Annotated in this window: 21 protein-coding genes and 1 pseudogene; 14 read left to right on the top strand and 8 right to left on the bottom strand. The window is 70.4% G+C overall.

Annotation, left to right across the window (positions count from 1 at the left end; all coding sequences use genetic code 11):
• Window positions 1–14: 14 nt before the first annotated feature.
• The 6 genes from ACFYO0_RS00760 to ACFYO0_RS00785 all read left to right on the top strand — a co-directional run bounded on the left by ACFYO0_RS00760 (window position 15) and on the right by ACFYO0_RS00785 (window position 6,179).
• Window positions 15–326 carry an urease subunit beta gene (locus tag ACFYO0_RS00760; RefSeq protein ID WP_165263778.1) on the top strand — a complete coding sequence of 104 codons (312 nt, stop codon included), beginning with the start codon at window positions 15–17 and terminating at the stop codon, window positions 324–326.
• Window positions 319–2,040 (top strand): urease subunit alpha, encoded by a 1,722-nt coding sequence (locus ACFYO0_RS00765; RefSeq protein WP_388668428.1) that lies wholly within the window; start codon window positions 319–321, stop codon window positions 2,038–2,040. The genes ACFYO0_RS00760 and ACFYO0_RS00765 overlap by 8 nt, the downstream gene beginning before the upstream one ends.
• A 12-nt stretch (window positions 2,041–2,052) precedes the next feature.
• Window positions 2,053–2,727, top strand: a complete 675-nt coding sequence (locus ACFYO0_RS00770; protein ID WP_388668431.1) for an urease accessory protein UreF — start codon at window positions 2,053–2,055, stop codon at window positions 2,725–2,727.
• A 239-nt stretch (window positions 2,728–2,966) separates the two neighbouring features.
• Window positions 2,967–3,647 carry an urease accessory protein UreG gene (ureG, locus tag ACFYO0_RS00775; protein WP_388668434.1) on the top strand — a complete coding sequence of 227 codons (681 nt, stop codon included), beginning with the start codon at window positions 2,967–2,969 and terminating at the stop codon, window positions 3,645–3,647.
• Complete coding sequence (locus ACFYO0_RS00780; RefSeq protein ID WP_388668436.1) at window positions 3,644–4,447, top strand: urease accessory protein UreD; 804 nt, start codon at window positions 3,644–3,646, stop codon at window positions 4,445–4,447. The genes ureG and ACFYO0_RS00780 overlap by 4 nt, the downstream gene beginning before the upstream one ends.
• A gap of 142 nt (window positions 4,448–4,589) precedes the next feature.
• Window positions 4,590–6,179 carry an alpha/beta hydrolase gene (locus ACFYO0_RS00785; protein WP_388670785.1) on the top strand — a complete coding sequence of 530 codons (1,590 nt, stop codon included), beginning with the start codon at window positions 4,590–4,592 and terminating at the stop codon, window positions 6,177–6,179.
• Between the two features lie 70 nt (window positions 6,180–6,249).
• Here ACFYO0_RS00785 and ACFYO0_RS00790 read toward each other — a convergent pair whose 3' ends face one another.
• The 5 genes from ACFYO0_RS00790 to ACFYO0_RS00810 all read right to left on the bottom strand — a co-directional run bounded on the left by ACFYO0_RS00790 (window position 6,250) and on the right by ACFYO0_RS00810 (window position 10,762).
• Complete coding sequence (locus ACFYO0_RS00790) at window positions 6,250–6,978, bottom strand: lysophospholipid acyltransferase family protein (RefSeq protein ID WP_388668439.1); 729 nt, start codon at window positions 6,976–6,978, stop codon at window positions 6,250–6,252.
• 118 nt (window positions 6,979–7,096) lie between these two features.
• Window positions 7,097–7,921: an SAM-dependent methyltransferase gene (locus ACFYO0_RS00795; RefSeq protein ID WP_388668442.1), complete on the bottom strand. Its 825-nt coding sequence runs from the start codon at window positions 7,919–7,921 to the stop codon at window positions 7,097–7,099.
• Between the two features lie 129 nt (window positions 7,922–8,050).
• A complete protein-coding gene (gene rocD / locus ACFYO0_RS00800; RefSeq protein WP_388668445.1) occupies window positions 8,051–9,277 on the bottom strand; it encodes an ornithine--oxo-acid transaminase in 1,227 nt (408 codons plus the stop codon).
• Window positions 9,274–10,104 carry a dimethylargininase gene (ddaH, locus tag ACFYO0_RS00805; protein ID WP_388668448.1) on the bottom strand — a complete coding sequence of 277 codons (831 nt, stop codon included), beginning with the start codon at window positions 10,102–10,104 and terminating at the stop codon, window positions 9,274–9,276. The genes rocD and ddaH overlap by 4 nt, the downstream gene beginning before the upstream one ends.
• A 163-nt stretch (window positions 10,105–10,267) precedes the next feature.
• On the bottom strand, window positions 10,268–10,762 hold the full coding sequence (locus ACFYO0_RS00810) for an Lrp/AsnC family transcriptional regulator (protein ID WP_388668451.1): 495 nt from the start codon (window positions 10,760–10,762) through the stop codon (window positions 10,268–10,270).
• Between the two features lie 113 nt (window positions 10,763–10,875).
• Between ACFYO0_RS00810 and ACFYO0_RS00815 the strand changes: the two genes are divergently transcribed.
• Genes ACFYO0_RS00815 through ACFYO0_RS00830 form a run of 4 tightly spaced genes read left to right on the top strand, consistent with a single transcriptional unit; the run spans window position 10,876 to window position 15,000 of the window.
• Window positions 10,876–11,631 (top strand): LytR/AlgR family response regulator transcription factor, encoded by a 756-nt coding sequence (locus ACFYO0_RS00815; RefSeq protein ID WP_388668454.1) that lies wholly within the window; start codon window positions 10,876–10,878, stop codon window positions 11,629–11,631.
• A gap of 9 nt (window positions 11,632–11,640) precedes the next feature.
• Window positions 11,641–11,997: a hypothetical protein gene (locus ACFYO0_RS00820; RefSeq protein ID WP_388668457.1), complete on the top strand. Its 357-nt coding sequence runs from the start codon at window positions 11,641–11,643 to the stop codon at window positions 11,995–11,997.
• 38 nt (window positions 11,998–12,035) lie between these two features.
• Window positions 12,036–13,778, top strand: a complete 1,743-nt coding sequence (locus ACFYO0_RS00825; protein WP_388668460.1) for a cation acetate symporter — start codon at window positions 12,036–12,038, stop codon at window positions 13,776–13,778.
• Window positions 13,779–13,809: 31 nt separating this feature from the next.
• Window positions 13,810–15,000 (top strand): sensor histidine kinase, encoded by a 1,191-nt coding sequence (locus ACFYO0_RS00830; protein ID WP_388668463.1) that lies wholly within the window; start codon window positions 13,810–13,812, stop codon window positions 14,998–15,000.
• 73 nt (window positions 15,001–15,073) lie between these two features.
• Here the strand turns inward: ACFYO0_RS00830 and ACFYO0_RS00835 are convergent, their stop codons facing one another.
• From ACFYO0_RS00835 to ACFYO0_RS00845, 3 genes are read right to left on the bottom strand one after another with little or no spacing between them, the layout of a single operon-like run.
• Window positions 15,074–15,232, bottom strand: a complete 159-nt coding sequence (locus ACFYO0_RS00835; protein WP_033325007.1) for a hypothetical protein — start codon at window positions 15,230–15,232, stop codon at window positions 15,074–15,076.
• A 13-nt stretch (window positions 15,233–15,245) separates the two neighbouring features.
• Window positions 15,246–17,117, bottom strand: a complete 1,872-nt coding sequence (locus ACFYO0_RS00840) for a protein kinase (protein ID WP_388668467.1) — start codon at window positions 17,115–17,117, stop codon at window positions 15,246–15,248.
• A gap of 24 nt (window positions 17,118–17,141) precedes the next feature.
• Window positions 17,142–18,278: a DUF6777 domain-containing protein gene (locus ACFYO0_RS00845; RefSeq protein WP_388670788.1), complete on the bottom strand. Its 1,137-nt coding sequence runs from the start codon at window positions 18,276–18,278 to the stop codon at window positions 17,142–17,144.
• A gap of 170 nt (window positions 18,279–18,448) precedes the next feature.
• Here ACFYO0_RS00845 and ACFYO0_RS00850 point away from each other — a divergent pair.
• The 4 genes and pseudogenes from ACFYO0_RS00850 to ACFYO0_RS00865 all read left to right on the top strand — a co-directional run.
• Window positions 18,449–18,750: pseudogene (locus ACFYO0_RS00850) on the top strand (transposase); the annotation flags it as partial.
• 202 nt (window positions 18,751–18,952) lie between these two features.
• Window positions 18,953–21,775, top strand: a complete 2,823-nt coding sequence (locus ACFYO0_RS00855) for an ATP-binding protein (protein WP_388668470.1) — start codon at window positions 18,953–18,955, stop codon at window positions 21,773–21,775.
• A gap of 43 nt (window positions 21,776–21,818) precedes the next feature.
• Complete coding sequence (locus ACFYO0_RS00860; protein ID WP_388668473.1) at window positions 21,819–22,376, top strand: hypothetical protein; 558 nt, start codon at window positions 21,819–21,821, stop codon at window positions 22,374–22,376.
• Window positions 22,373–22,909 (top strand): YceI family protein, encoded by a 537-nt coding sequence (locus tag ACFYO0_RS00865; protein WP_388668476.1) that lies wholly within the window; start codon window positions 22,373–22,375, stop codon window positions 22,907–22,909. The genes ACFYO0_RS00860 and ACFYO0_RS00865 overlap by 4 nt, the downstream gene beginning before the upstream one ends.
• The last annotated feature ends 120 nt before the right edge of the window (window positions 22,910–23,029 follow it).

The following is a 23,029-nucleotide window of genomic DNA, read 5'->3' on the forward strand; positions in this document are numbered from 1 at the left end:
GGGGAGCGGCCACCATGATTCCCGGAGAGATCCTTTTCGCCGACGGACCCGTCGCCTTCAACGAAGGCCGCGAGGTCACCCGGCTCACCGTCCTCAACGCCGCCGACCGGCCCGTCCAGGTCGGCTCCCACTACCACTTCGCCGAGGCCAACCCCGGTCTGGACTTCGACCGCGCCGCCGCGCGAGGCAAGCGGCTCAACGTCGCCGCAGGCACCGCTGTGCGCTTCGAGCCCGGTATCCCCGTAGACGTCGAACTCGTTCCGCTCACCGGCGCCCGTGTGGTGCCCGGACTGCGCGGTGAGACCGGAGGTGCTCTTGATGGCTGAGCTCTCGCGTGCCGCGTACGCCGATCTGTTCGGCCCGACCACCGGCGACCGGATCCGGCTCGCCGACACCGATCTGCTGATCGAGATCGAGGAGGATCGATCCGGCGGGCCCGGGCTCGCCGGTGACGAGGCGGTGTTCGGCGGTGGCAAGGTCATCCGCGAGTCCATGGGCCAGGCGCGTGCCACGCGTGCGGAGGGTGCGCCGGACACCGTCATCACCGGTGCCGTGATCGTCGACCACTGGGGCATCGTCAAGGCCGACGTCGGCATCCGCGACGGCCGGATCACCGGCATCGGCAAGGCGGGCAACCCGGACACGATGGACGGGGTCCATCCGGACCTGGTCATCGGACCGGAGACGGAGATCATCGCGGGAAACGGCCGCATCCTGACGGCCGGTGCCATCGACGCCCATGTGCACCTGATCTGCCCGCAGATCGCCGACGAGGCACTCGCCTCCGGCATCACGACCCTCGTGGGCGGCGGCACGGGTCCGGCCGAGGGCTCGAAGGCCACCACCGTCACGCCCGGCCCCTGGCATCTGGCGCGGATGCTGGAGGCGATGGAGGAGTACCCGCTCAACTTCGGGCTGCTGGGCAAGGGCAACACCGTCTCGCACGAGGCGATGCTCTCGCAGATCCGAGGCGGCGCGCTGGGTCTGAAGATCCACGAGGACTGGGGCTCCACACCTGCCGCCATCGATGCCGCGCTGACGGTCGCCGAGCAGACGGGTATCCAGGTGGCGATCCACACGGACACCCTGAACGAAGCGGGCTTCGTGGCCGACACGCTCGCCGCGATCGCCGGGCGCGGCATACACGCGTACCACACGGAGGGCGCGGGCGGCGGCCACGCACCGGACATCATGACCGTGGTCTCTGAGCCGCACGTCCTGCCCAGCTCCACCAATCCGACCCGGCCCTACACCGTCAACACCGCCGAGGAACACCTCGACATGCTGATGGTGTGCCACCACCTGAACCCCGCCGTGCCCGAGGATCTGGCCTTCGCCGAGTCCCGTATCCGGCCCTCCACCATCGGGGCCGAGGACATCCTGCACGACCTCGGCGCCATCTCGATCATCTCGTCGGACTCCCAGGCCATGGGGCGGGTGGGCGAGGTCATCATGCGGACCTGGCAGACCGCGCATGTGATGAAGGGCCGGCGGGGCGCGCTGCCCGGTGACGGGCGCGCCGACAATCACCGCGTACGTCGCTATGTCGCCAAGTACACGATCAACCCGGCCCTCGCGCAGGGGCTCGCCCGCGAGGTCGGCTCCGTCGAGACCGGCAAGCTCGCGGACCTCGTGCTGTGGGAGCCCGCCTTCTTCGGGGTCAAGCCGCATCTCGTCATCAAGGGCGGGCAGATCGCGTACGCGCAGATGGGCGACGCCAACGCGTCCATTCCGACGCCGCAGCCGATTCTGCCCCGGCCGATGTACGGGGCGATCGGGCGGGCTCCGGCCTCCAACTCCTTCAACTTCGTGGCGCCGCTCGCGGTCGAGGACGGGCTGCCGGATCGCCTCGGGCTCGGGAAGCGGTTCGTGGCGATCGAGTCGACGCGGGCGGTGACCAAGGCGGACATGCGAGAGAACGATGCGCGGCCTCAGGTGCGGGTCGATCCGGACAGCTTCGCCGTGCACATCGACGGAGAGCTGGTCGAGGCCACGCCCGCTGCCGAACTGCCCATGGCGCAGCGGTACTTCCTCTTCTAAGGACGCGTCACCATGTCCCGAGCCGCGCTTCTCGTCCTGGCCGATGGCCGCTTTCCCGCCGGTGGGCACGCGCACTCCGGCGGGGCCGAGGCGGCCGTCAAGGCCGGGCGGATCACGGGGGCGGAGAGTCTTGAGGAGTTCTGCCGTGGCCGGTTGCACACGGCGGGGCTGGTGTCCGCCTCGCTGGCAGCGGCGGGGGCGCTGGGGCTTGATCCTCGGGCACTCGACGCCGCGGCGGACGCCCGTACGCCGTCGGCCGCGCTGCGGGTTGCCGCGCGGAAGCTCGGGCGGCAGCTGATGCGGGCGGCTCGGGCGACGTGGCCGTCTCCCGAACTCGACGCCCTGGCGCGGGCGTTCCCCAAGGGGGCCCATCAGCCGGTCGTCCTCGGGGTGGCTGCTCGGGCCGCAGGGCTTGGGGAGGTGGATGCCGCGTACTGCTCCGCGTACGAGAGTGTCAGTGGGGCGGCTTCCGCGACGGTGCGGTTGCTGAGCCTCGATCCCTTTGACGCCACGGGGGTGTTGGCTCGGCTGGCTCCGGATCTCGACCGTGTCGCGGGCCGGGCGGCCGAAGCGGCTCGGTGTGCCGTGGAGGAGGGCGTCGACGCGCTGCCTGCGGCTTCCGCGCCGCTGCTGGAGATCGGTGCGGAGGTGCATGCCGCGTGGGCGGTTCGTCTGTTCGCGTCGTAGGAGGGGTCTCGCCCCGGACCTCCGATCCTCGAACGCCGGACGGGCTGAATTCAGCCCGTCCGGCGTTCGAGGACGAGGCCGCCAGGCCGATGGGGGTCTGGGGGCGCAGCCCGCAGCGGGGTCCGGGGCCAGCCCCGGGATGGGAAGGGTAGGGGCGGCGGGGCGAAACAACCCCGGGCGCGGACCCGGCGGCAGCACAACAACCACCGACCGACACGAAAGCCACAGGAGCAGCCCGCATGCACCTCGACCACTCCCACCCTCACCACGGCGGAGCCGTGAGCGCGGACGCGCACCGCCCTGACGGCACCCGCCGTGCCCTCCGTATCGGACTCGGCGGCCCCGTCGGCTCCGGCAAGACCGCCACCGTCGCCGCCCTCTGCCGAGAACTCCGCGACGGACTCTCCCTCGCCGTCGTCACGAACGACATCTACACCCGCGAGGACGCCGAGTTCCTCCTCCGGGAGGCCGTGCTGCCGCCCGAGAGGATCACCGCCGTCGAGACGGGCGCGTGCCCGCACACCGCGATCCGGGACGACATCTCCGCGAATCTCGAAGCCGTCGAGGATCTGGAGGACGAGATCGGTCCGCTGGACCTGATCCTCGTCGAGTCCGGGGGAGACAATCTCACCGCGACCTTCTCCAAGGGGCTCGTCGATGCGCAGATCTTCGTGATCGACGTGGCCGGTGGTGATGACATCCCGCGCAAGGGCGGGCCCGGTGTCACCACCGCCGATCTGCTGGTCGTGAACAAGACGGACCTCGCCCCGCACGTCGGTTCGGACCTCGGGCGGATGGCCGCCGATGCCAAGGCCCAGCGCGCCGAACTGCCGGTTGTCTTCCAGTCGTTGAGGGCGGAGGGCGGGGTCCGTGAGGTCGCCGAGTGGGTACGGACCCAACTCGCCGCGTGGACGCCGTGACGACCCGAACAGCCCGAGCGGCCGGGGCACCCGGAGACGCCCAAGCAGCCGGCGTACGCGCCACCGCCCGCATCGCCGCCCGCCCCGACGGCCGCGGCGGCACCGCCCTGCCCACCCTGGAAGGCGAAGGCCCCCTCGCCCTGCGCCGCACCCGGGCAACCGGCTCCGAGGCGCGCGTCATGCTGGTCGGGGCGATGAGCGGCCCCCTCGGTGGTGACCACTTCACCGTCGAGGCGACCGCCGCCGAGGGCGCCGAACTACACATCGGATCCGCCGCCGCCACCATCGCCCTGCCGGGCCAGGCCAAGGGCGAGGCACGCTACGACGTGCGCCTCACGGTTGCCGACGGCGCCGAACTGCGCTGGTTGCCCGAGCAGTTGATCTCCGCGAACGGCAGCGAGCTGTACGTCACCACCCGCGCCGATCTCGCGCCCGGCGCCCGCCTGACGCTGCGTGAGGAACAGGTACTCGGCCGTGCCCACGAGGAGCCCGGCCGCCTCATCAGCCGTCTCACCGTCCGTCTCGACGGGCGCCCACTGCTCGACCAGGAACTGTCCTGCGGGCCCGGCGCCCCCGGCGGCTGGGACGGCCCGGCGGTTCTGGCAGGACATCGCGCCGTGGGGCAACTCATCGTCGTACGACCGGAATTCGCCGAGGCGCCGCCCAGCCCGCAGCTCCTGGGTGAGTACGCCGCGCTCACCCCGCTCGCAGGACCCGGCGTCCTCGTGACCGCCCTCGCCCCGGACGCTCTGCGGCTGCGCCGCACCCTCGACGAAGCCCTGCGCATACTCGTCCCGTAACGGACAACTCCGCTCAACGGGCAGGCGGTTACCGGTTATCGGATTGGCAAAGAAGCCAAGTCACCCCTGTTCTCAGGGAGGTCACAGCCGAAAGGATCCCCGTACCGACCACCACACGTACGGGGAGGCCCACTTGACGGGTATGAGACCGCCGAAGAAGAAAGCGGCAGCGCTCGGCTCGGCCGGAGTGTTCGTCACGGCGACACTGATAGCCGGCGCCGTCGCGGCGCCGTCCGCCAGTGCGGACACCCGCCACGGCCAGGACCGCGAGGCGCGCGGCACCGCGATCGCCGCGGCCCGGGCTGCGAAGGCCGGCATCGACTGGCAGAACTGCCCGGCCGACTGGGGACTTGAGAAGCCCATCCAGTGCGGCTGGGTCACGGTGCCGCTCGACTACGCGAAGCCGAACGGCAAGCAGATCAAGCTCGCCGTCGACCGCATCGGCAACACGGGCACCAAGGCGGAGCGCCAGGGCGCCCTCATCTACAACCCCGGCGGCCCCGGCGGCTCGGGCCTGCGCTTCCCGCGCCGGGTCACCACCAAGGCCCCGCTCTGGGTCAACACGGCGAAGGCGTACGACTTCGTGGGCTTCGACCCGCGCGGTGTAGGGCACTCGGCGCCCATCTCCTGCGCGGACCCTCAGGAGTTCGTGAAGGCGCCCAAGATGGACCCGGTGCCGGACTCCGAGGCCGACAAGCGTGCCCAGCGCAAGCTCGCCGCCGAGTACGCGGACGGCTGCGCCGAGCGCAGCGGCGAGATGCTGCCGCACATGACGACGCCCAACACCGCGCGCGACCTGGACGTCATCCGGGCCGCCCTCGGCGAGAAGAAGCTCAACTTCCTCGGCGTCTCGTACGGCACGTACATCGCCGCCGTCTACGGCACGCTCTTCCCGACGCATGTGCGCCGCATGGTCGCCGACAGCGTCGTCAACCCGTCGCGCGAGAAGATCTGGTACGAGGCCAACCTCGACCAGGACGTCGCCTTCGAGATGCGCTGGCAGGACTGGCAGGACTGGGTCGCCAAGAACGACGCGACCTATCACCTGGGCGACACACGGGCCGAAGTCCAGGCCCAGTGGCTGCAGTTGCGCGCAGCGGCCAAGAAGAACCCGATCGGCGGACTCGTCGGTCCTGCCGAGCTCATCAGCTTCTTCCAGAGTGCTCCGTACTACGACTCCGCGTGGGCGCCCACCGCCGGCGTATGGAGCAAGTACGTCGCCGGTGACACCCAGGCGCTCGTCGACGCCGCCGCTCCGGACCTGTCGGACACCGCCGGCAACGCCGCCTCGGAGAACGGCAACGCCGTCTACACCGCCGTCGAGTGCACCGACGCCAAGTGGCCCACCAGCTGGAAGAAGTGGGACCGCGACAACACCGAGCTGCACAAGAAGTACCCGTTCATGACGTGGGCCAACGCCTGGCTGAACCTGCCCTGCGCCACCTGGCCGGCCAAGCAGCAGACCCCGCTGAACGTCAAGACCGGCAAGGGCCTGCCGCCCGTGCTGATCGTGCAGGCCACGCGGGACGCCGCCACTCCGTACGAGGGCGCCGTCGAGCTGCACAAGCGGTTCAAGGGCTCCCGTCTGATCACCGAGAAGAACGCGGGCTCGCACGGTGTCACCGGACTGGCCAACCCCTGCATCAACGAGCGGGTGGACACCTACCTGCTCACCGGCAAGGTCGACGCGGCCGACGTGACATGCGCCCCGCACGCCACGCCCAAGCCGTAGTCCCTAAGCACGACAGGCACGAAGAGGGGGCGGCCGGGATCCCGGCCGCCCCCTCCGCATGCTCTTATCTTCAACTCAGCGGCATCCGCGGGAACTTGCGCCCCTTCTCGGCCGCCTTCTGCTCGGCTTCCTCGGCCTTGACGTCGGCCGCGTACCGGTCGACGTACTCCTGCTCGGAGAGGCTGAGGATGGCGTACATGATCTCGTCGGTGATGGCGCGCAGGATCGCCTTCTCGTTCTCCATGCCGGCATAGCGGGAGAAGTCGAGGGGCTTGCCGAAGCGGATCACCACGGGGTGGATGTTGGGGATCTTCTTCCCGGGCGGCTGGGCCTCGAAGGTGCCGATCATCGCACAGGGAATGACGGGGACCTGGGCCCTGAGGGCCATGACCGCGACGCCCACCTTGCCCTTGTAGAGGCGGCCGTCGTGCGAGCGCGTGCCCTCCGGATAGATGCCGAGGAGCTCGTCCTTGCGCAGCACGCCGAGGCCCTCGCGGATGGCCGCCTGACCTGCTTCCTTGCCGGAGCGGTCCACCGGGATCTGCCCGGCGCTGCGGAAGAAGTAGGCCGTCAGACGGCCCTTGATACCGGGGCCCGTGAAGTACTCCGCCTTCGCCAGGAACGTGATCCGCCGCTTGAGGATCGCGGGCATCAGGAAATGGTCCGAGAACGACAGATGATTACCGGCGACAATGGCCGCGCCCGTCGCCGGTACATGCTCGAGCCCCTCGATCCGGGGACGGAAGACCAGTCTCAGCAAAGGTCCCAGGATCACGTACTTGAGTACGTAGTAGAACATGGGGTCGTCGCTCCTCACTCCGCCGGATCGGCTCAACCGCCGTGTTCTAGCAGGTCAATAAGTACGCGGGAGAGACGCCAGTGTATGTGCAGGCGCGGGCCTGTGTTAACCGGGTGTGCTACGGCTTGCGGGCCACTCCGCAGAAGTGGGTCACATCGACGATCTCGTCCTGCGGACAGTCGGGTCGCCAGCGTGGGCAGGAGACGACGCCCGGCTCGAGGAGATCAAAACCGTCGAAGAGTCCCAGGAGTTCTTCGCGGGAACGCAGTGTCATCGGCGCCGATCCCTGCGTGTTCCAGTAGTGGACCGCCTGGGCCATCGCCAGGCCGTCGACCTCCGAGGTCGGATGGGAGACGACCAGGTGGCTGCCGGAGGGCACGGCGTCCATGAGCCGCCGCACGATGGAGCGGGCCTCATCGTTGTCGAGGACGAAATTGAGGATGCCCAGCATCGTGATCCCCACGGGCCGGCTGAAGTCCAGCGTCCGGGCGGCGCCCTGGAGGATCGAGTCGGGGGCGTGGACGTCGGCGTCGATGTAGTCGGTGGCGCCCTCGGGCGTGCTGGTGAGCAGGGCACGGGCGTGGCTCAGCACGATGGGGTCGTTGTCCACGTAGACGATCCGGCAGCCGGGATCGACGTGTTGGGCCACCTCGTGGGTGTTGTCGACGATCGGCAGGCCCGTGCCGATGTCCAGGAACTGCCGGATTCCCGCCTCACCGGCGAGAAACCGCACAGAGCGCGCCAGGAACTGTCGGTCCGCGAGGGCCGAGCGCGAGATTTCCGGCACGAAGGACAGGATGTGATCGCCGACCTGTTGATCGATCTGGTAGTTGTCCCTGCCGCCCAGCCAGTAGTTCCAGATGCGCGCGGAGTGCGACACATTGGTCTTGAGCTTGGGATTCCGCATGGCGCCCTGGGCGCCTGGTGTGGAGAGTTCGGACATCCCTGTGGCTCTTTTCGCTCATCACTGACTGGGACAGTGCACAATCTAGCCCGCTTGGCCGGAACCAATCACCATAAAGGATAAAGCAGTTCCTGGTTCCGGCCCCAGTCGCGCAGGCTCCTTCTGCTCTCAAGCCCCTTCTGCCAGAACCTTCTCCAGTGTCCCGAGCGCCGAGCGGAGTTCCCCGTCGGTGATGGTCAGCGGTGGTGCCAGCCGGATCGTCGAGCCGTGGGTGTCCTTGACGAGAATGCCCTCGCGCATGAGGCGTTCGCTGATCTCGCGGCCGGTGCCGATGGCGGGGTCGACGTCGACGCCCGCCCACAGACCACGCGCACGGAAACCGCGTACGCCCCTGCCCTCGAGAGCGGCCAGACCCTCGCGCAGGGTCGCGCCCAACTCGGCTGCCCTGAGCTGGAATTCACCGGTCCCCAGCAGCTCGACGACCGCGGAACCCACCGCCGCGGCCAGCGGATTGCCGCCGAACGTCGAGCCGTGCTCGCCGGGCCGGAGCACGCCGAGCACGTCGCGGCGCGCCACGACCGCGGAGACGGGGACGATGCCGCCGCCGAGCGCCTTGCCGAGCAGCACCACGTCCGGGACGACCGCCTCGTGCTCGACGGCCAGCGTGCGGCCCGTACGGCCGAGGCCCGACTGGATCTCGTCCGCGATGAACAGGCACCCGGCCCGCCGGGTCAGTTCGCGTACGCCGGTGAGGTAGCCGTCGTCCGGGATGACCACGCCCGCCTCGCCCTGGATCGGCTCGATGAGGACGGCCGCCGTCGTCTCGTCGACCGCCGCCTCGAGCGCGGCGAGATCGTTGTAGGGGACGATGCGGAAGCCGGGCGTGAACGGGCCGAAGCCCGCTCGGGCGCTCTCGTCGGTGGAGAAGCTGACGATGGTGGTCGTACGACCGTGGAAGTTGTCGGCGGCCACCACGATGGTCGCCTGGTCCGCGGGGACACCCTTCACCTCGTACGCCCATTTGCGGGCGACCTTGATGCCGCTCTCCACGGCCTCGGCGCCCGTGTTCATCGGCAGCACCATGTCCAGGCCGGTCAACTCGGCCAGGGACTCGGCGAATTCGGCGAGCTTGTCGTTGTGGAAGGCACGCGAGGTGAGCGTCAGCTGGTCGAGCTGGCGGTGCGCGGCCTCGATCAGCGCCGGGTGGCGGTGGCCGAAGTTGAGGGCCGAGTAGCCGGCCAGCATGTCGAGGTAGCGGCGGCCCTCGACGTCCTCGACCCAGACGCCCTCGGCGCGCGCGACGACCACGGGCAGCGGGTGGTAGTTGTGCGCGAGGACGGGCTCCTCGGCGCGGATCAGGTCTGCGGAGGTACGCGTACGCGCGGGAGCGGTCATGAACGGATCTCCTGGGTGCAGCACTTGATGCCGCCGCCGGCCTTGTGGAGCTCGGACAGGTCGACGGGGACGGGAACATAGCCGTGGCGGGTCAGCTGGTCCGCGAGCGCCTCGGCGCGGGGCGAGATGAAGACATGGCGGCCGTCCGAGACGGAGTTGAGCCCGAACGCCATCGCGTCCTCACGCGTGGCGATCACCGCCTCCGGGAACAGCCGCCCGAGCACCTCACGGCTTCCCGGGGAGAAGGCCTCGGGGTAGTACGCGATGTTCGCCTCGGGGCCGTCGCCTCCGTCGTCGAGGACGAACAGCGCGGTGTCCATGTGGTAGAAGTACGGGTCCACCAGCTGCAGGCCGATCGTCGGGATGCCGAAGAACTCCTGCACCTCGCGGTGCGCATCCCGCGTCGTACGAAAGCCGGTGCCGGCCAGGATGTAGGGGCCGACCGGGACGAGATCGCCCTCGCCCTCGCACACCGACTCGGGGTGCTGGACGTCGAAGCCCGCGTTTTTGAACCAGGTCTCGTACGCGGTCGACTCCGGCCGCCGCTGCGGGGCGTGGAACAGCGAGCCGAACACCCGGCCTTCCACGACCAGCGCGGAGTTCGCGGCGAAGACCATGTCCGGGAGACCGGCGACCGGCTCGACGCTGTCGACGGTGTGGCCGTGGGCGCGGTAGGCGCGGATCAGCTCCGCCCACTGGCCGCGGGCCAGATCGACGTCGACCTGTGTGTCCTCATGCATCCATGGGTTGATGGCGTACTGCACGGCGAAGTGGCTGGGTTCGCAGACCAGAAAGTGCTTCGGGCGCGACACACGGCTGTTGGGCACAGAGGGGTTCCTCCGCTTCCTGCGGTGACGAGGTGATGACTGGCGGTGAGTCAACGGTAGGAAGCGGGGGAGAGGGGCGACAAGCACCGACAATTGCGCGTCGGCGCAGGAACGCTGCGTATTCGGACGGTTCACCGCATGATCGGTGCGCGAGCCGGGGCGCTCACTCCTCCGGCGCCGGAGCCGGCTGGTTCGCGCCCGCCTCGGGGCTCTCCGGGAGCAGATGCGACAGCACCATGTAACTGATCGTCTTGCGGATGAACGGCTCTGTACGGATCCGCTCGAGCACCTCCTCGAAGTGGTCCACGTCCCGGGCCCGTACATGCAGCAGCGCGTCCGCGCCCCCGGTCACCGTCATCGCGGCGGTGATCTCCGGATGGTTGCGCACCACCTCCGCCAGCCGCCGCGGCGGGGCCGCGCCCTCGCAGTACACCTCGACGTACGCCTCCGTACGCCAGCCGAGCGCGTCCGGCTTCACTGTGGCGGTGAATCCAGTGATCACACCGGTCTCGCGCATCCGGTCGACACGGCGCTTGACCGCCGTGGCCGACAGGCCGACCGCCGCGCCGATCACGGCGAAACTGGTCCGGGCGTTCGCCATCAGGGCCGTGACGATCTTGCGGTCGAGATCGTCGAACGGCACGGACTTGGGGCTCATGCGCGCACTGTATCCAGCGACGACGGCCGCATCCCACGGCTCCGCAGGCCCAGAGGTCACAGCCCCGTCTCGCACATGTGCAGACGTCCGGATTGCTCCTAGACTCCAGCCTCATGCTGCGCGCCCTCGCCGTCGACGACGAACCGCCGTCCCTCGAAGAGCTGCTCTACCTGCTGGAGGCCGATCCACGCGTGAAGAGCGTCGAGGGCGCGAGCGACGCGACCGAGGCGCTGCGCCGGATCAACCGCGCCCTGGAGTGCGGCCCCGACGGCGACGACGCGATCGACGTGATCTTCCTCGACATCCAGATGCCCGGGCTCGACGGCCTGGACATGGCGCGGCTGCTCGCGGGCCTCGCCAAACCCCCGCTCGTCGTGTTCGTCACCGCTCACGAGGGCTTCGCGGTGCAGGCCTTCGACCTCAAGGCCGTCGACTACCTCCTGAAGCCGGTACGCCGGGAACGGCTGGCCGAGGCCGTCCGCCGGGCCGCCGAGCTGAAGGAGGCGGCTCCGCTGATCCCCGTGCACGAACCCGACCCGGACCACATCCCGGTCGAGCTGGGCGGGGTCACCCGTTTCGTGGCCGTCGAGGACATCACGCATGTCGAGGCCCAGGGTGACTACGCGCGACTGCACACCGTGCAGGGCAGCCATCTGGTGCGTATCCCGCTGTCCACGCTGGAGGAGCGCTGGCGCTCGCGCGGCTTCGTCCGCATCCACCGGCGGCATCTCGTCGCGCTCGGCCACATCAGCGAGCTCCGGCTGGACGCCGGCACCGTGAGCGTCCTGGTCGGTCCCGTCGAGCTGCAGGTCAGCCGCCGGCACGCCCGCGAGCTGCGCGAGCTGCTGATGCGCCGGACAGCGAGCTAGGGGGCTTCAATGGCACAGGATCCGACCGATCGCCGCGTGGTCGTCACGGGGCCGCCCCGCCGCACCCGCAGGCTGAACGGCTACCGCCCCCGCACCGAGATCGACGAGCAGACGACTCTCGGCCACACCTACGTCCGGTCGCTCATCCGCAGCCAGCTGCGCGCCGCGCTCACGGTGTTCGGTGTACTCGTGCTGCTCGTGGGACCGCTGCCGCTGGTGTTCACCTTCATGAACGACAGCACGAACCTCGAATGGCTCGTCCTCGGCTTCTGCGTCTACCCGCCCCTGGTGCTGCTCGCCCGCTGGTACGTGCGCCGGGCCGACCGCAACGAGAGGGACTTCGTCCGCCTCGTCGAGGACCGTTGAGCCGTAGCCCCATGAACCCGAACGAGGACGGCTGAGCCGTGAACGAGAACTACGCCGTTCCCGCGGTCGCCCTCGTCGTCGTGGCGACCGTCTTCGTCGGCGCCTTCGGCCTGCGCATCTCACGGACCACCTCGGACTTCTACGTCGCCTCGCGCACGGTCGGACCCCGGCTGAACGCGGCGGCCATCAGCGGTGAGTACCTGTCCGCCGCCTCGTTCCTCGGCATCGCGGGCCTCGTCCTCGTCCAGGGCCCCGACATGCTCTGGTACCCCGTCGGCTACACGGCGGGCTATCTCGTCCTGCTGCTCTTCGTGGCAGCTCCGCTGCGCCGCTCAGGCGCCTACACGCTGCCCGACTTCGCGGAGGCACGGCTCGCCTCCCAGTCGGTGCGACGGCTGGCCGGTGCCTTCGTCGTCGGGGTCGGCTGGCTGTATCTGCTGCCCCAGCTGCAGGGCGCGGGGCTGACGTTGAACGTGCTGACCGGGGCCCCCAAGTCACTCGGCGGGATCATCGTCGCCGTCGTCGTGGTCGCGACCGTCGCCGCCGGCGGCATGCGCAGCATCACCTTCGTACAGGCCTTCCAGTACTGGCTGAAACTCACCGCCCTGCTCGTGCCCGCACTGTTCCTCGTCCTCGCCTGGCAGGGCGACGGATCGCCACGGAACGCCTTCGACGAACCGGCGACCTTCCGCGAGCACAGCGTCGTCCGTGTCGACAGCAGCCTCGACCTGAAGCTCGCGGCACCGCTGAACGTCACGGCGACGGGCACCGTGGACGGCGAGCGGTACGAGGACGAGGCGGTACGGCTCACCGAGGGCGTCCACCGCATCGAGCGGGGCACCGAGCTGGGGTTCACCAAGGGCGACCACGTCCCCGTCGCCGACCGCGGCAGCAACGGCGGCATGTCCACCTCGCTCGCCGAGGGCCGCGAGGACCGCCCGCTCTACGCCACGTATGGACTGATCCTCGCCACCTTCCTCGGCACCATGGGCCTGCCGCATGTGGTCGTCCGCTTTTACACCAGCCCGCACGGCGTCGCTGCCCGCCGCACCACGGTCGTCGTACTCGGCCTGATCGGCGCCTTCTACCTGCTGCCGCCGCTCTACGGCGCGCTGGGCCGCCTGTACGCCCCCGAGCTCACCCTCACCGGGGACGCCGACGCAGCCGTACTGCTGCTGCCCGATCGGGTGATCGGCGGACTCGGTGGAGACCTGCTGGGCGCACTGGTGGCGGGCGGTGCCTTCGCCGCGTTCCTGTCCACGGCGTCCGGGCTGACCATGGCGGTGGCGGGCGTGCTCACCCAGGACGTGCTCCCGGCACGCGGCGTACGGCACTTCCGGCTGGGTACGGTGCTCTCGATGATCGTGCCGCTGATGGCCAGCGTGGTCGTGGGCGGACTGCCCGTCGCGGACGCCGTGGGGCTCGCCTTCGCCGTGTCCGCGTCGTCGTTCTGCCCGCTCCTCGTCCTCGGCATCTGGTGGCGGCGTCTCACCCCGCCCGGCGCGGCGGCCGGGATGCTGGTCGGCGGCGGCTCGGCGCTGCTCGCGGTCGCCGCGACCATGGCGGGCTTCCCGGGCACGGGCCCGCTGCACGCGCTCCTCGCCTGGCCCGCGCTGTGGTCCGTGCCGCTGGGCTTCCTCACCATGGTGCTGGTGTCGCTGGCCACACCCGGGCTGGTACCGGCGGGCACGGCCACGATCCTCGCCCGCTTCCATCTGCCGGAGCAGCTGTCGGGCGGCCAGGTGCGGACGGCTGTGAGCGCGAAAGAAGTCGACGCATGAGCTGGGTAGTCATGAACCGGGTGGTGGAGACATGAGCGGTTTCCTGGCCGGGCTCTTGGTGGCCGTGCTTCCGCTGCTGGCGGCCGGATTCTGGCTCGGTCGCCGCACCACGCGCCCACGGAGCCTCGGCGGACTCGGCACCCCCGTCGAGCACGCCACCTTCGAGACCCTGCACACCGCCTCGCTCGCCGCACCCCCACTGCGGGCGGGCCTCACCGAGGAGACGGCCCGCAAGTCGGCTCGGCGACTGCGCACCCTGCTCGGCACCGACGCGCTCTGCCTCACCGACCAGGACAGGGTCCTGGCCTGGGAAGGCGTGGGCGAGCACCACAAGACGCAGATCATGGACCGGCTCGGTGGACCGCTGGAGAACGGCCGCGGCGAAGCCTTCCGCCTCGACTGCGTCGAACCGGACTGCCCGGTGCGCTGGGCCGTCGTCGCCCCGCTCACCGTCGACGACCGCGTACACGGCGCGCTCGTCGCCTGCGCACCCCGCGAGTCAGCCGTACTGGTCAGGGCCACCGGCGAGGTCGCCCGCTGGGTCTCGGTCCAGCTGGAACTCGCCGACCTCGACCAGTCCCGTACGCGGCTGATCGAGGCCGAGATCAAGGCCCTGCGCGCCCAGATCTCCCCGCACTTCATCTTCAACTCGCTTGCCGTGATCGCCTCGTTCGTCCGCACCGACCCCCAGCGCGCCCGTGAACTCCTGCTGGAATTCGCCGACTTCACCCGCTACTCGTTCCGCAGGCACGGCGACTTCACCACGCTCGCCGACGAACTCCATGCCATCGATCACTACTTGACCCTGGTCAGGGCCCGCTTCGGGGACCGCCTCTCGGTCACCCTGCAGATCGCCCCGGAAGTACTCCCGGTGACCCTGCCCTTCCTGTGTCTGCAACCCCTCGTGGAGAACGCCGTGAAACACGGACTGGAGGGCGGCACCGGCCAGGTCGACAAGAGCCACATCAGCATCACCGCACAGGACGCGGGGGCCGAGGCCCTCGTCGTCATCGAGGACGACGGCCCCGGCATGGACCCCGACTGGCTGCGCCGCATCCTGGCAGGCGAGGTCAGCCCCTCGGGCGGCATCGGCCTGTCGAACGTCGACGACCGGTTGCGGCAGGTCTACGGAGACGACTACGGCCTCGTCATCGAGACCGCCCTCGGTGCGGGCATGAAAATCACCGCCAGGCTGCCCAAATACCAGCCTGGCGTGCACTAGGGCGCTTCTCCCGCGAATGAGAGCCTCCCCGGACCGGTCGGAAACGGTTGTCCGGGGAGGAGTCGCGAGCGCATCAGGTGCTGCGTGAGGCCACCATCGCCAGCGTGATCAGGCCGAGCACGACCCAGCCGAACCACAGCCAGCCGTTGCTGCCGAGCGCCACCGTGTAGGCCGTGACCACTACCAGGCCGCCGACGGTGAGCACCCCCATGGTCTTCGTGGAACCGGGCATCGCAACACCCTCCTTATGGTTCGTCCTTCTCCATGGTGCCCCCGTCCTGCCTTTTCACAGTGCATACGACGAAATGTGTGCCTGTTTTCCAGCCGCTCTCCCCGGCCCAGGCCGCCGCTTCGTAGCGGCTCGGGTCGTAGCCGTACTGGATCGGCGGCACATCCGCCGCACATGCCTCCACGGACTCCCGCTTGGCCTCTTCGAGCGTGGTGTCGGGGCCGAGCCGGGTGAAACCGAGCACCCGCTGGTCGTGCGGCTCGTCGCAGGAGGCCAGCCGGGCGTCCCGGTCGGACCGTTCGTCCAGGCAGTCCTGCTTCTGCATATTGGCCGTGTCGATGAACGTCAGCCCCGCCTCCCGGTGTTCCCCGAGCGGCCCGTACACCCCTCCGTTAGCCCCTAGCAGCAGACAGACGGTGCGCCGGCCGGCGGCCTCGAAGCCCGCTTCGGTGGGCAGCACGGCGTAGCCGCGTACGTCCGCGAGCTTCTTACGGGTCTTCTCGGTGCGCTCCTCGCACCGGGCGGGTCCGTTCGTCCGCGCCTCCTGGACGGATCCCGCCTCGACCACCGCCATGACCTGGCCGTCCGGTGACCCCTTGAGGCAGTCCTCGAGCTTGAGCCGTGGAGTGCCCTCGAAACGCGTCTCGGACCAGTCGGCGATGACACAGTCGCCGTCCTTGAGCGGCTCGGCGAGTCCGATGGTCGCTCCGTACGGCTGCGCACTGCCGCCCTCGTCCGCCTGCCGGCCCATCGCGTACCAGACCCCACCGAGCGCCAGGCCCACACCGAGGAGGCCTGCGATCACGGACAGCAGGACGTTCGAGCGTCGGCGCCGCCGCCTTCCGGGCGACGGTCCGTACGTCGGCGACATGGGCGACATGGGCGAGACGGGTGGCAGCGGTGACCGCGATGGCCCGAACCCCGGCCCCGACACAGGCACAGGCATGGCTGATGCCTCCGTCTCGGCGTGCGCCCACTGTGGCTGCGATCCGGGATCGAGATGGGTGCGCTGCGGGGACTGCGGCATGACGATCGCGGACAGCGCGGCCTGCGTCTCCTCGGCCGTCACGCGGTGGACCGGGTCCTTGGTGAGCATGGCCGCCAGGAGTGGTTCCAGCGCGCCCGCGCGCAGTGGCGGGCGGGGCTCCTCCAGGACGACCGCGGTGAGCGCGGCCAGGTCGGTGTCGCGGTCGAAGGGGCCGCAGCCCTCGACCGCGTAGTAGAGCGTGCAGCCCAGCGAGAACAGGTCGGCGGCGGCTGTCGGCGGCCCGCCCTGGGCCCGTTCGGGCGCCAGATACCCGGCCGTGCCCACGAGCATGGACGTCATCGTCCAGCGCGGCTCCGCGGAGTCCGGCTGCACAGAGATGCCGTAGTCCGTGAGCAGGACACGCGCGTACGGCGAACCCGAACGGTCCGGCGCCAGCAGGATGTTCGCGGGCTTCACATCGCGGTGCATGACACCCCGCTCGTGGCCCGCGGTCAGCGCGTCCAGCACGGCGAGGCCGATCCGGGCGCACTCGGCGGGCGCCGTCGGGCCCCGCTGCGTGACGAGGTCGCGCAGGTCGAGGGCGCCCGCGACGTACTCCATCACGATCCACGGCAGGCCCTCGTGCTCCAGCACGTCGTGCACGGTCACCACGTGCGGATGGCCCCGCAGCCCCGCCGCGTGCCGGGCCTCCGCGCGGGCACGCGCCACCCGGGCCGCCCGCTGCCGGCCGGCCTCCGCCGGGTTGCGGAACACGATCTCCTTGAGCGCGACCTCGCAGGCGAGATGCTGGTCATGGGCGAGCCAGACGTGTCCCATGCCGCCGGTACCGAGCCGGTTCAGGAGCAGATACCGGCCCGCGATGACCCGGCCCACTCCCGACTGCGAAGTTTCTGGTGCCATCCGGTCCCTCCTGGGTGCCGTGGGTCAGACCGCGCTCGGGGCGGGGTCGCCGCTCACCGGGGCATCGGTCGCCGGCTCGCTCGTGACGGGTGCGCTGCTGGACACAGGTGCGCTGGTGACGGGCTCGCTGGTAACCGGATCACTCGTCGGCGGTGATGAGCTCGTACGAGACGGATCGTCGCTCGGCGGACTCGTGCTGTCCGTCGATGGAGGCGTCGAGGGCTCGGCGGGCTCCGTGCCGGTCGGCGTCGGTGGGGACGGCGTGTCAGTGAGCCGCCTGTCGGCGGGCGGCGTCGAGGGCTCCGCCGGTTCGGTCCTTGTCGGATCGGTCGGAGTCGGGGTGTCGGTCGATGTCTCGGTGGGCGAGGCTGAACCCGGGTCCGGGGGAGTGCCCGGCTCCTCGGTGGCCTCGTCGCGTGCGTCGAACGTCCGGTCCTCCGAGCCGTCGGTGCCCACGGGCCGGTCGAGGCCCTTGTCCGTGTCGTCCACGTCCACGAGAGCAAGCCGGTCGAGCTTCGTGGACGACGGTTCGACCGACACCACCGACTTCTCGCGGAAACTCGGCCACTTCTTGTTGCCGTCCTCGAACCGCACCGAGATCATGTCGGTGTCCCCCTCGAATGTGCGCAGCGGATTACCGCAGGAGCACTTCACGGCGGGCAATCCCTGATCGTTCACTAGAACTGCGATTCCCGCTTCCAGCAAGGCGTCGTAGGCGACGGCCCTGCCCTTCTTGTAGTCATGGTTCTGAACGAGAGTGTCGTGACGGAGGAGGACCGGTGTGAGTCGATCGACGTACTCATCGATCGCATCCGGAGAAATTTCGACAACCCGTGCCCATTCCCGCGCCTTCTGGCCGTTCTTGGGATCGTTGAGGAATTCCTTGAGCCGGTCGACGTCACAGGTGCCCTGCTTACGCGAACCGCCGTACAGTCCAGGTGTGTTGCCTTGCTGCAGGCCGCCACGAGGCCGCTCCCCACGCACCTCGGCATCCACACCGAGCCCACTCTTCTCGTCGAAGAAAGGATCGAGAGCCGGGACGCCGGCGGCGACGGCCTTCACGACGATCAGACGGTCGGATTGAGTGCAGCCGCTGAGGATCAGCAAAGCGACCAGCAGAAATGCGGTCCTGCGGACCGAAGATTGAAAGCCCCTGTACATGGGCACGCGAAATGTCATTACCGCTCCCCCCGGCGGTTCCCCCGTCACCCTGCAGAGCGAAAGCAGGGCTTGCGCGCCATGCTACTGAATGGAAAAGCCTTTCAGTCAAGATTAATTGGAAGAGGCAGTAAGACGGTGTCCTATGTGGTGAGGCGGTCGTTGGGCTGTCTATGGGGCGGGGTACGTGGAGTTGGATTGTTCCGGACGGGCTGTGGGAGATCACCGAGCCGCTGATCCCATCGTCGAAGGTGCGGCCACAGGGCGGCGGAACGCAGGACACGCCTGATGAGACGCTGGGCTGTTCCCGGCGATCATCCACGTGCTGGTCAGCGGCTGTGCCTGGCGGGCTCTGCCGCCGTGTTTCGGGACATCGAAGTCGACCGCGCACCGCCGGTTCCTGATCTGGTCGCGGGCCGGGGTGTGGGGCCCGCTGCATGAGGCGGTGCTGCACCGACTCGATGACGTCGGCCTGCGGTTGTGGGACGCCTCAGCCGACCGCTCGCGGATCGCCGGACACCCAAGGCGTCGAAGCCCGTCCGGGCTGAACGCCAGCAACGCTACGGGGCCATCAGGTTCAGCGAGGGAGGCCCGGTCTCCTGCGGAGGTGTCGCACAACTCCGCCTTTAGGTGCCGTAGGGCGGTGTTGCCCGCCAGGTTGGCGGACAATACGCGGTATGACGGTTCGTCTGGTAGGCCGCGGGACGCAGCTTGCGACGCTGGACATGCTGCGCGCCGGGGCGCTTTCGGGCGACGGCGCCGTTGCGCTGGTCGTCGGTGAGGCTGGGATCGGTAAGAGCACCGTCGCCGAGGCCGCGGCCCGCCGGGCGGAGGGCGCCGGCATGCCGGTGGTGGCCGGGCGCGCCGTCGAGGACGAGGGCGTTCCGGCGTTCTGGCCGTGGCTGCGGGTGCTCGACCAGGCCGGTCGTGACGGGATGACCGGGTTGGCGCCGGGCCTGCTGGACCTGCGGCTGGAGCCCGGGTGCAGTCCCGGCGAGTCGGCGGCCGCCCGGTTCCGCGCGGTGGAGGAGACCGTCACGGCTTTGCGTCGGGCGGCCGAGCCGGCTGGGCTGTTCGTCGTGCTGGAGGATCTCCAGTGGGCCGACGAGTCTTCGCTGACGCTGCTGCGGCGCCTGGCTGCTGATCTCGCCGGTGCGCGCCTGCTCGTGCTGGGCACGGTGCGTGACTCGGCCGGCGGGCCGCCGGTCTCGGCACTGGCCGGGCTGGCCGTGCAGCCGTCCGTGCGTGTCGTGCCGGTGGAAGCGTTCGGCGTCGACGATGTCGCCGACTACCTCGGTAGTGAGGCGCACTGCTCCTGGCCGGCTCACGTGCACCGGCTCACCGGCGGCAACCCGCTGTTCGTGCGTGAGTTGGCCCGCCTGCTCGGGCACGACGGCCGGCTTGCCCGGCCGGCCGGCGAACTGGAGCTTCCTGGCGAGCTGCGCCGGCTGGTCGTGCAGCGGATGCGCCAGTTGACGCCGCAGTGCCGGACCTTGGTCGGGGCCTGCGCGGTGGCCGGCGAGGAGATCGACGCCGCTCTCGTCGGTGCGCTGGTGCCCAACGCCGACGCGCTGCTGGCTGAGGCGGTCGCCGCCGGGGTGCTGGTCGACGATCCGCTGTCGCCGGCGGCCCTTCGCTTCTCACATGACCTGATCTGCCGGGCGACCTATGCGGAGCTTCCGCGTACGGAGCGGCTGGAGTGGCACCGGCGGATCGCCGACGTGTTGGAGGCGGGAGGGGCGGGCGGAGCCGGCGAACGCCGGCTGGGGGAGCTGGCCCGGCATCGTGTCCGCGCGGCCGTGGACGCGGCGGAACGCCGTACCGCATCGGACGCCTGCGCCGCCGCGGCGGCCGCGGCGGCGCGCGGCCTCGACCTGGCGTCCGCCCGAGACTGGTACACGCAGGCCCTCGACCTGCTCGACGGCCGGCCGGCGCGCCGGGCCGAGTTGTTGCTGGCCCGCGTCGACGCCGAGTTCGCCGACGGGCGGTTCGCCTCCGCACTCGAGGACTGCGCGCGCGTCGCCGACCTGGCCGAGGAACTCGACCGAGCCGACCTCGCTGCCGCCGCGGCGGTCGCCGTCCGCGGGTTCAGCATCAGCGAGGAGATCGCCGCGTTGTGTGAGCGGGCACGTGGGCTGCTCGGCGACGAGGACAGCGCGCGGCACGCCGAGGTCCTCGCCCAGCACGCGTTCATCCTGTCCCAGGCCGGGCGGCTGGACGCGGCCGACGAGATCAGTCGGCGGGCGATGGCGATGGCCGAGCGCAGCGGCGACCCGGCCGCGCTGGTCGGTGCGGTGCACGCCCGCCACCAGGTGGCCGGCGCACCGGACAGCGTCGCGGAACGGCTGGCGCTGGGATCCCGCATGATCTCGCTGGCCGGCGCCGTCGGGCGCGTCGACACGGCGATGTGGGGGCACCTGTGGCGCATCGACGCCGCCCATCAGCTCGGCACGCTGGCCGTGGTCGACGACGAGCTGGCGGCCCTTTCCCGGCTCGCCGAACGACGCGGCGGCCTGCTGGCGCGGTGGCATCTGCTGCGGGCCAGCGCGGCACGCGCGGCCGTCACCGGCCGGTTCGGGCGGGCCATGCGGCTGGCCGGCGAGGCGCGCGACGTGGCCGGCCGGCTGCAGGATCCGAGCGGCGACGACATGTACTGGGCCTTCGTCACCTCCCTCGTGCCGTGGGTCGGCGAGGTGCCCGGCTCCCGCGCGGCGGTCGACTGGCTCGCCACGTACGTCGTCGGCGAGCGCCCGATCGTCGCCTCGTCGGTCGGTCTGTTCATGGCGCGGATCGGTGAACGCGAGAAGGCCGCGGCGTGGCTCGACCGGCTCCGGCCGCACCTCGCCGACCTGCCCCAGGACCTGATGTGGATGCCCGTGGTGGGCTTGTGCGGAGAAGCCGCTGGGCGGCTGGGTGACCTGCCCGTCGCCGAGCGGTGCTACGACCTGCTGGCGCCGCACGCCGGCTACTACCTCAACGGGAGTACAGCCATTTATGGCTCGGTGGCCCGGACGCTGGGTGTACTCGCAGCGGCGCTGGGCGACCTCGACCGGGCCGATCGCCACTTGGCCGAGGCGACGGCCATGGAGGAGCGGATCGGCGCCTTGCCGGCGCTGGCGCTCGCGCGCCTCGACCACGCGCGCGTGCTCGGTGACCGCGGCCGGGCCGGCGATCGCGACCGCGCGCTGACGCTTGCGGAGAAGGCCGTGAGCGGCGCCCGCCGACTGGGCGTGCCGCCGATCGCAACGCAGGCGTCCGCGCTGGCCGACGAGCTGTCCGGGGTACGGGGCGGCATCGCGTCGCTCACCGCGAGGGAACGGGAGATCGCGGCGCTGGTCGCCGAAGGCCTGGCCAACCGCGCGATCGCCGACAAACTGGTGCTTTCCGAGCGGACCGTCGAGACGCACGTACGCAACCTGCTGAGCAAGCTGGGACTGACCAACCGCACGCAGGTGGCGGCTTGGGCGGCCCGGGCCGGGCTACGTACCGGTTCTACGTAGTAGCACTGAGGCCCGCAGTGGTTGCCCGGCCAACGATTACCCCATGTTCGCCTGCATCCACACCATGAACCGCAGAACGAGCCACCCCGGCCTCGACGGCGTCGCTGACGGATACGTGCTCGAAGAGGTCGGGCGCAGCCGCACCACCGTCGTGTCGCTGTGGCCGACACAGGCCGGCGCCCGCGCCGCCGCGGCCGCCGGGGTACTCGGCGCCACCGTCGTCCGCGACGAGGTCTACCAGGTCGAAGAGGACATACCCGGCCCTGCCGCGGCCGACGAGCCCGGGGCCGCCGCGCTCCTCGACTTCGACGGGCCGCAGGGCCCGGCACGGATCGCCGCCGCCCGGCGGGCCTTCCACAACCGGCTCGGCCCGGTCCTCCGCCAGACGCCCGGCCTCGTCCGAGTGCTCGTGCTCTGGCAGCCCGAAACCTGCGCCCACGTGGTGCTCACCATCGCCGTATCGCTTCCGGCGCTGGCCGACATCGGGAAAGCGGTCGACACCACCCAGCTGCTGCCGGGCGAGGACCCGGCACTGCTGCCCGGACCCGACCGGGCGGCGATCAACCAGATCACCGCACACCGCCAAGGAGTCCTGCGATGAGCCTCGACAGCACTGCCACGCGACCGATGATCCCCGCCGGGACGTACATGGTCGACCCGTCCCGCACGACTGTCCGCTTCGCCGTGAAGAAGCTGTGGGGCCTGGTGACGGTCCGCGGCACGTTCGACGTCTGCGACGGCACCATCGTCCTCGCCGACGACCCGGCCGACTCGTCGGTCCGTGTGACCATGGCCCCGGACAGCTTCGCCACCGGCAACCAGCGCCGCGACCAGGACGTCACGGGCAAGCACTTCCTCGACGTCGCGGCGTACCCGGCCATGACCTTCGCCAGCACGTCCGTGGAATCCGACGGCAGTGGCTGGACGATACGCGGCCTGCTCACCACGCACGGCGTGACCGCGCCGGTGACGCTACGGCTGGTCCACGGCCGTACGACGGCGGACGGCTGCGCCTTCACCGCAACCGCGGTGGTCGACCGGACCGCGTTCGGCGTGAGCCGGGCCGTCGGCTTCATCGGACGCGAGCTCGCCGCAACGATCGAGATAGGTGCGAAACGCACCGGTGGCCGATGACAAAACCACCGAGATTATCGGGCGCACCACCACTTCCCCCTGTGCTCCTGGCCCTCGACCCAGCTGCGCGGCGCCCAAGAAAGGACCAGCGATGGACGAATCTCGACGACTTCCTTCCCC

The sequence above is a fragment of the Streptomyces sp. NPDC006365 genome, assembly GCF_042870755.1.
GTDB lineage: Bacteria > Actinomycetota > Actinomycetes > Streptomycetales > Streptomycetaceae > Streptomyces > Streptomyces xiangluensis.

What these genes read in the sequence shown, in the direction of transcription:
- ACFYO0_RS00860 (WP_388668473.1), top strand. Translation starts at nt 21,819, where the DNA reads ATGTTCGCCTGCATCCACACCATGAACCGCAGAACGAGCCACCCCGGC.
- rocD (WP_388668445.1), bottom strand. Translation starts at nt 9,277, where the DNA reads ATGACCGCTCCCGCGCGTACGCGTACCTCCGCAGACCTGATCCGCGCC.
- ACFYO0_RS00815 (WP_388668454.1), top strand. Translation starts at nt 10,876, where the DNA reads ATGCTGCGCGCCCTCGCCGTCGACGACGAACCGCCGTCCCTCGAAGAG.
- ACFYO0_RS00795 (WP_388668442.1), bottom strand. Translation starts at nt 7,921, where the DNA reads ATGTCCGAACTCTCCACACCAGGCGCCCAGGGCGCCATGCGGAATCCC.
- ACFYO0_RS00770 (WP_388668431.1), top strand. Translation starts at nt 2,053, where the DNA reads ATGTCCCGAGCCGCGCTTCTCGTCCTGGCCGATGGCCGCTTTCCCGCC.
- ACFYO0_RS00765 (WP_388668428.1), top strand. Translation starts at nt 319, where the DNA reads ATGGCTGAGCTCTCGCGTGCCGCGTACGCCGATCTGTTCGGCCCGACC.
- ACFYO0_RS00820 (WP_388668457.1), top strand. Translation starts at nt 11,641, where the DNA reads ATGGCACAGGATCCGACCGATCGCCGCGTGGTCGTCACGGGGCCGCCC.
- ACFYO0_RS00785 (WP_388670785.1), top strand. Translation starts at nt 4,590, where the DNA reads ATGAGACCGCCGAAGAAGAAAGCGGCAGCGCTCGGCTCGGCCGGAGTG.
- ureG (WP_388668434.1), top strand. Translation starts at nt 2,967, where the DNA reads ATGCACCTCGACCACTCCCACCCTCACCACGGCGGAGCCGTGAGCGCG.
- ACFYO0_RS00835 (WP_033325007.1), bottom strand. Translation starts at nt 15,232, where the DNA reads ATGCCCGGTTCCACGAAGACCATGGGGGTGCTCACCGTCGGCGGCCTG.
- ACFYO0_RS00830 (WP_388668463.1), top strand. Translation starts at nt 13,810, where the DNA reads ATGAGCGGTTTCCTGGCCGGGCTCTTGGTGGCCGTGCTTCCGCTGCTG.
- ACFYO0_RS00790 (WP_388668439.1), bottom strand. Translation starts at nt 6,978, where the DNA reads ATGTTCTACTACGTACTCAAGTACGTGATCCTGGGACCTTTGCTGAGA.
- ACFYO0_RS00865 (WP_388668476.1), top strand. Translation starts at nt 22,373, where the DNA reads ATGAGCCTCGACAGCACTGCCACGCGACCGATGATCCCCGCCGGGACG.
- ACFYO0_RS00855 (WP_388668470.1), top strand. Translation starts at nt 18,953, where the DNA reads ATGACGGTTCGTCTGGTAGGCCGCGGGACGCAGCTTGCGACGCTGGAC.
- ACFYO0_RS00840 (WP_388668467.1), bottom strand. Translation starts at nt 17,117, where the DNA reads ATGGCACCAGAAACTTCGCAGTCGGGAGTGGGCCGGGTCATCGCGGGC.
- ACFYO0_RS00810 (WP_388668451.1), bottom strand. Translation starts at nt 10,762, where the DNA reads ATGAGCCCCAAGTCCGTGCCGTTCGACGATCTCGACCGCAAGATCGTC.
- ACFYO0_RS00845 (WP_388670788.1), bottom strand. Translation starts at nt 18,278, where the DNA reads ATGTACAGGGGCTTTCAATCTTCGGTCCGCAGGACCGCATTTCTGCTG.
- ACFYO0_RS00760 (WP_165263778.1), top strand. Translation starts at nt 15, where the DNA reads ATGATTCCCGGAGAGATCCTTTTCGCCGACGGACCCGTCGCCTTCAAC.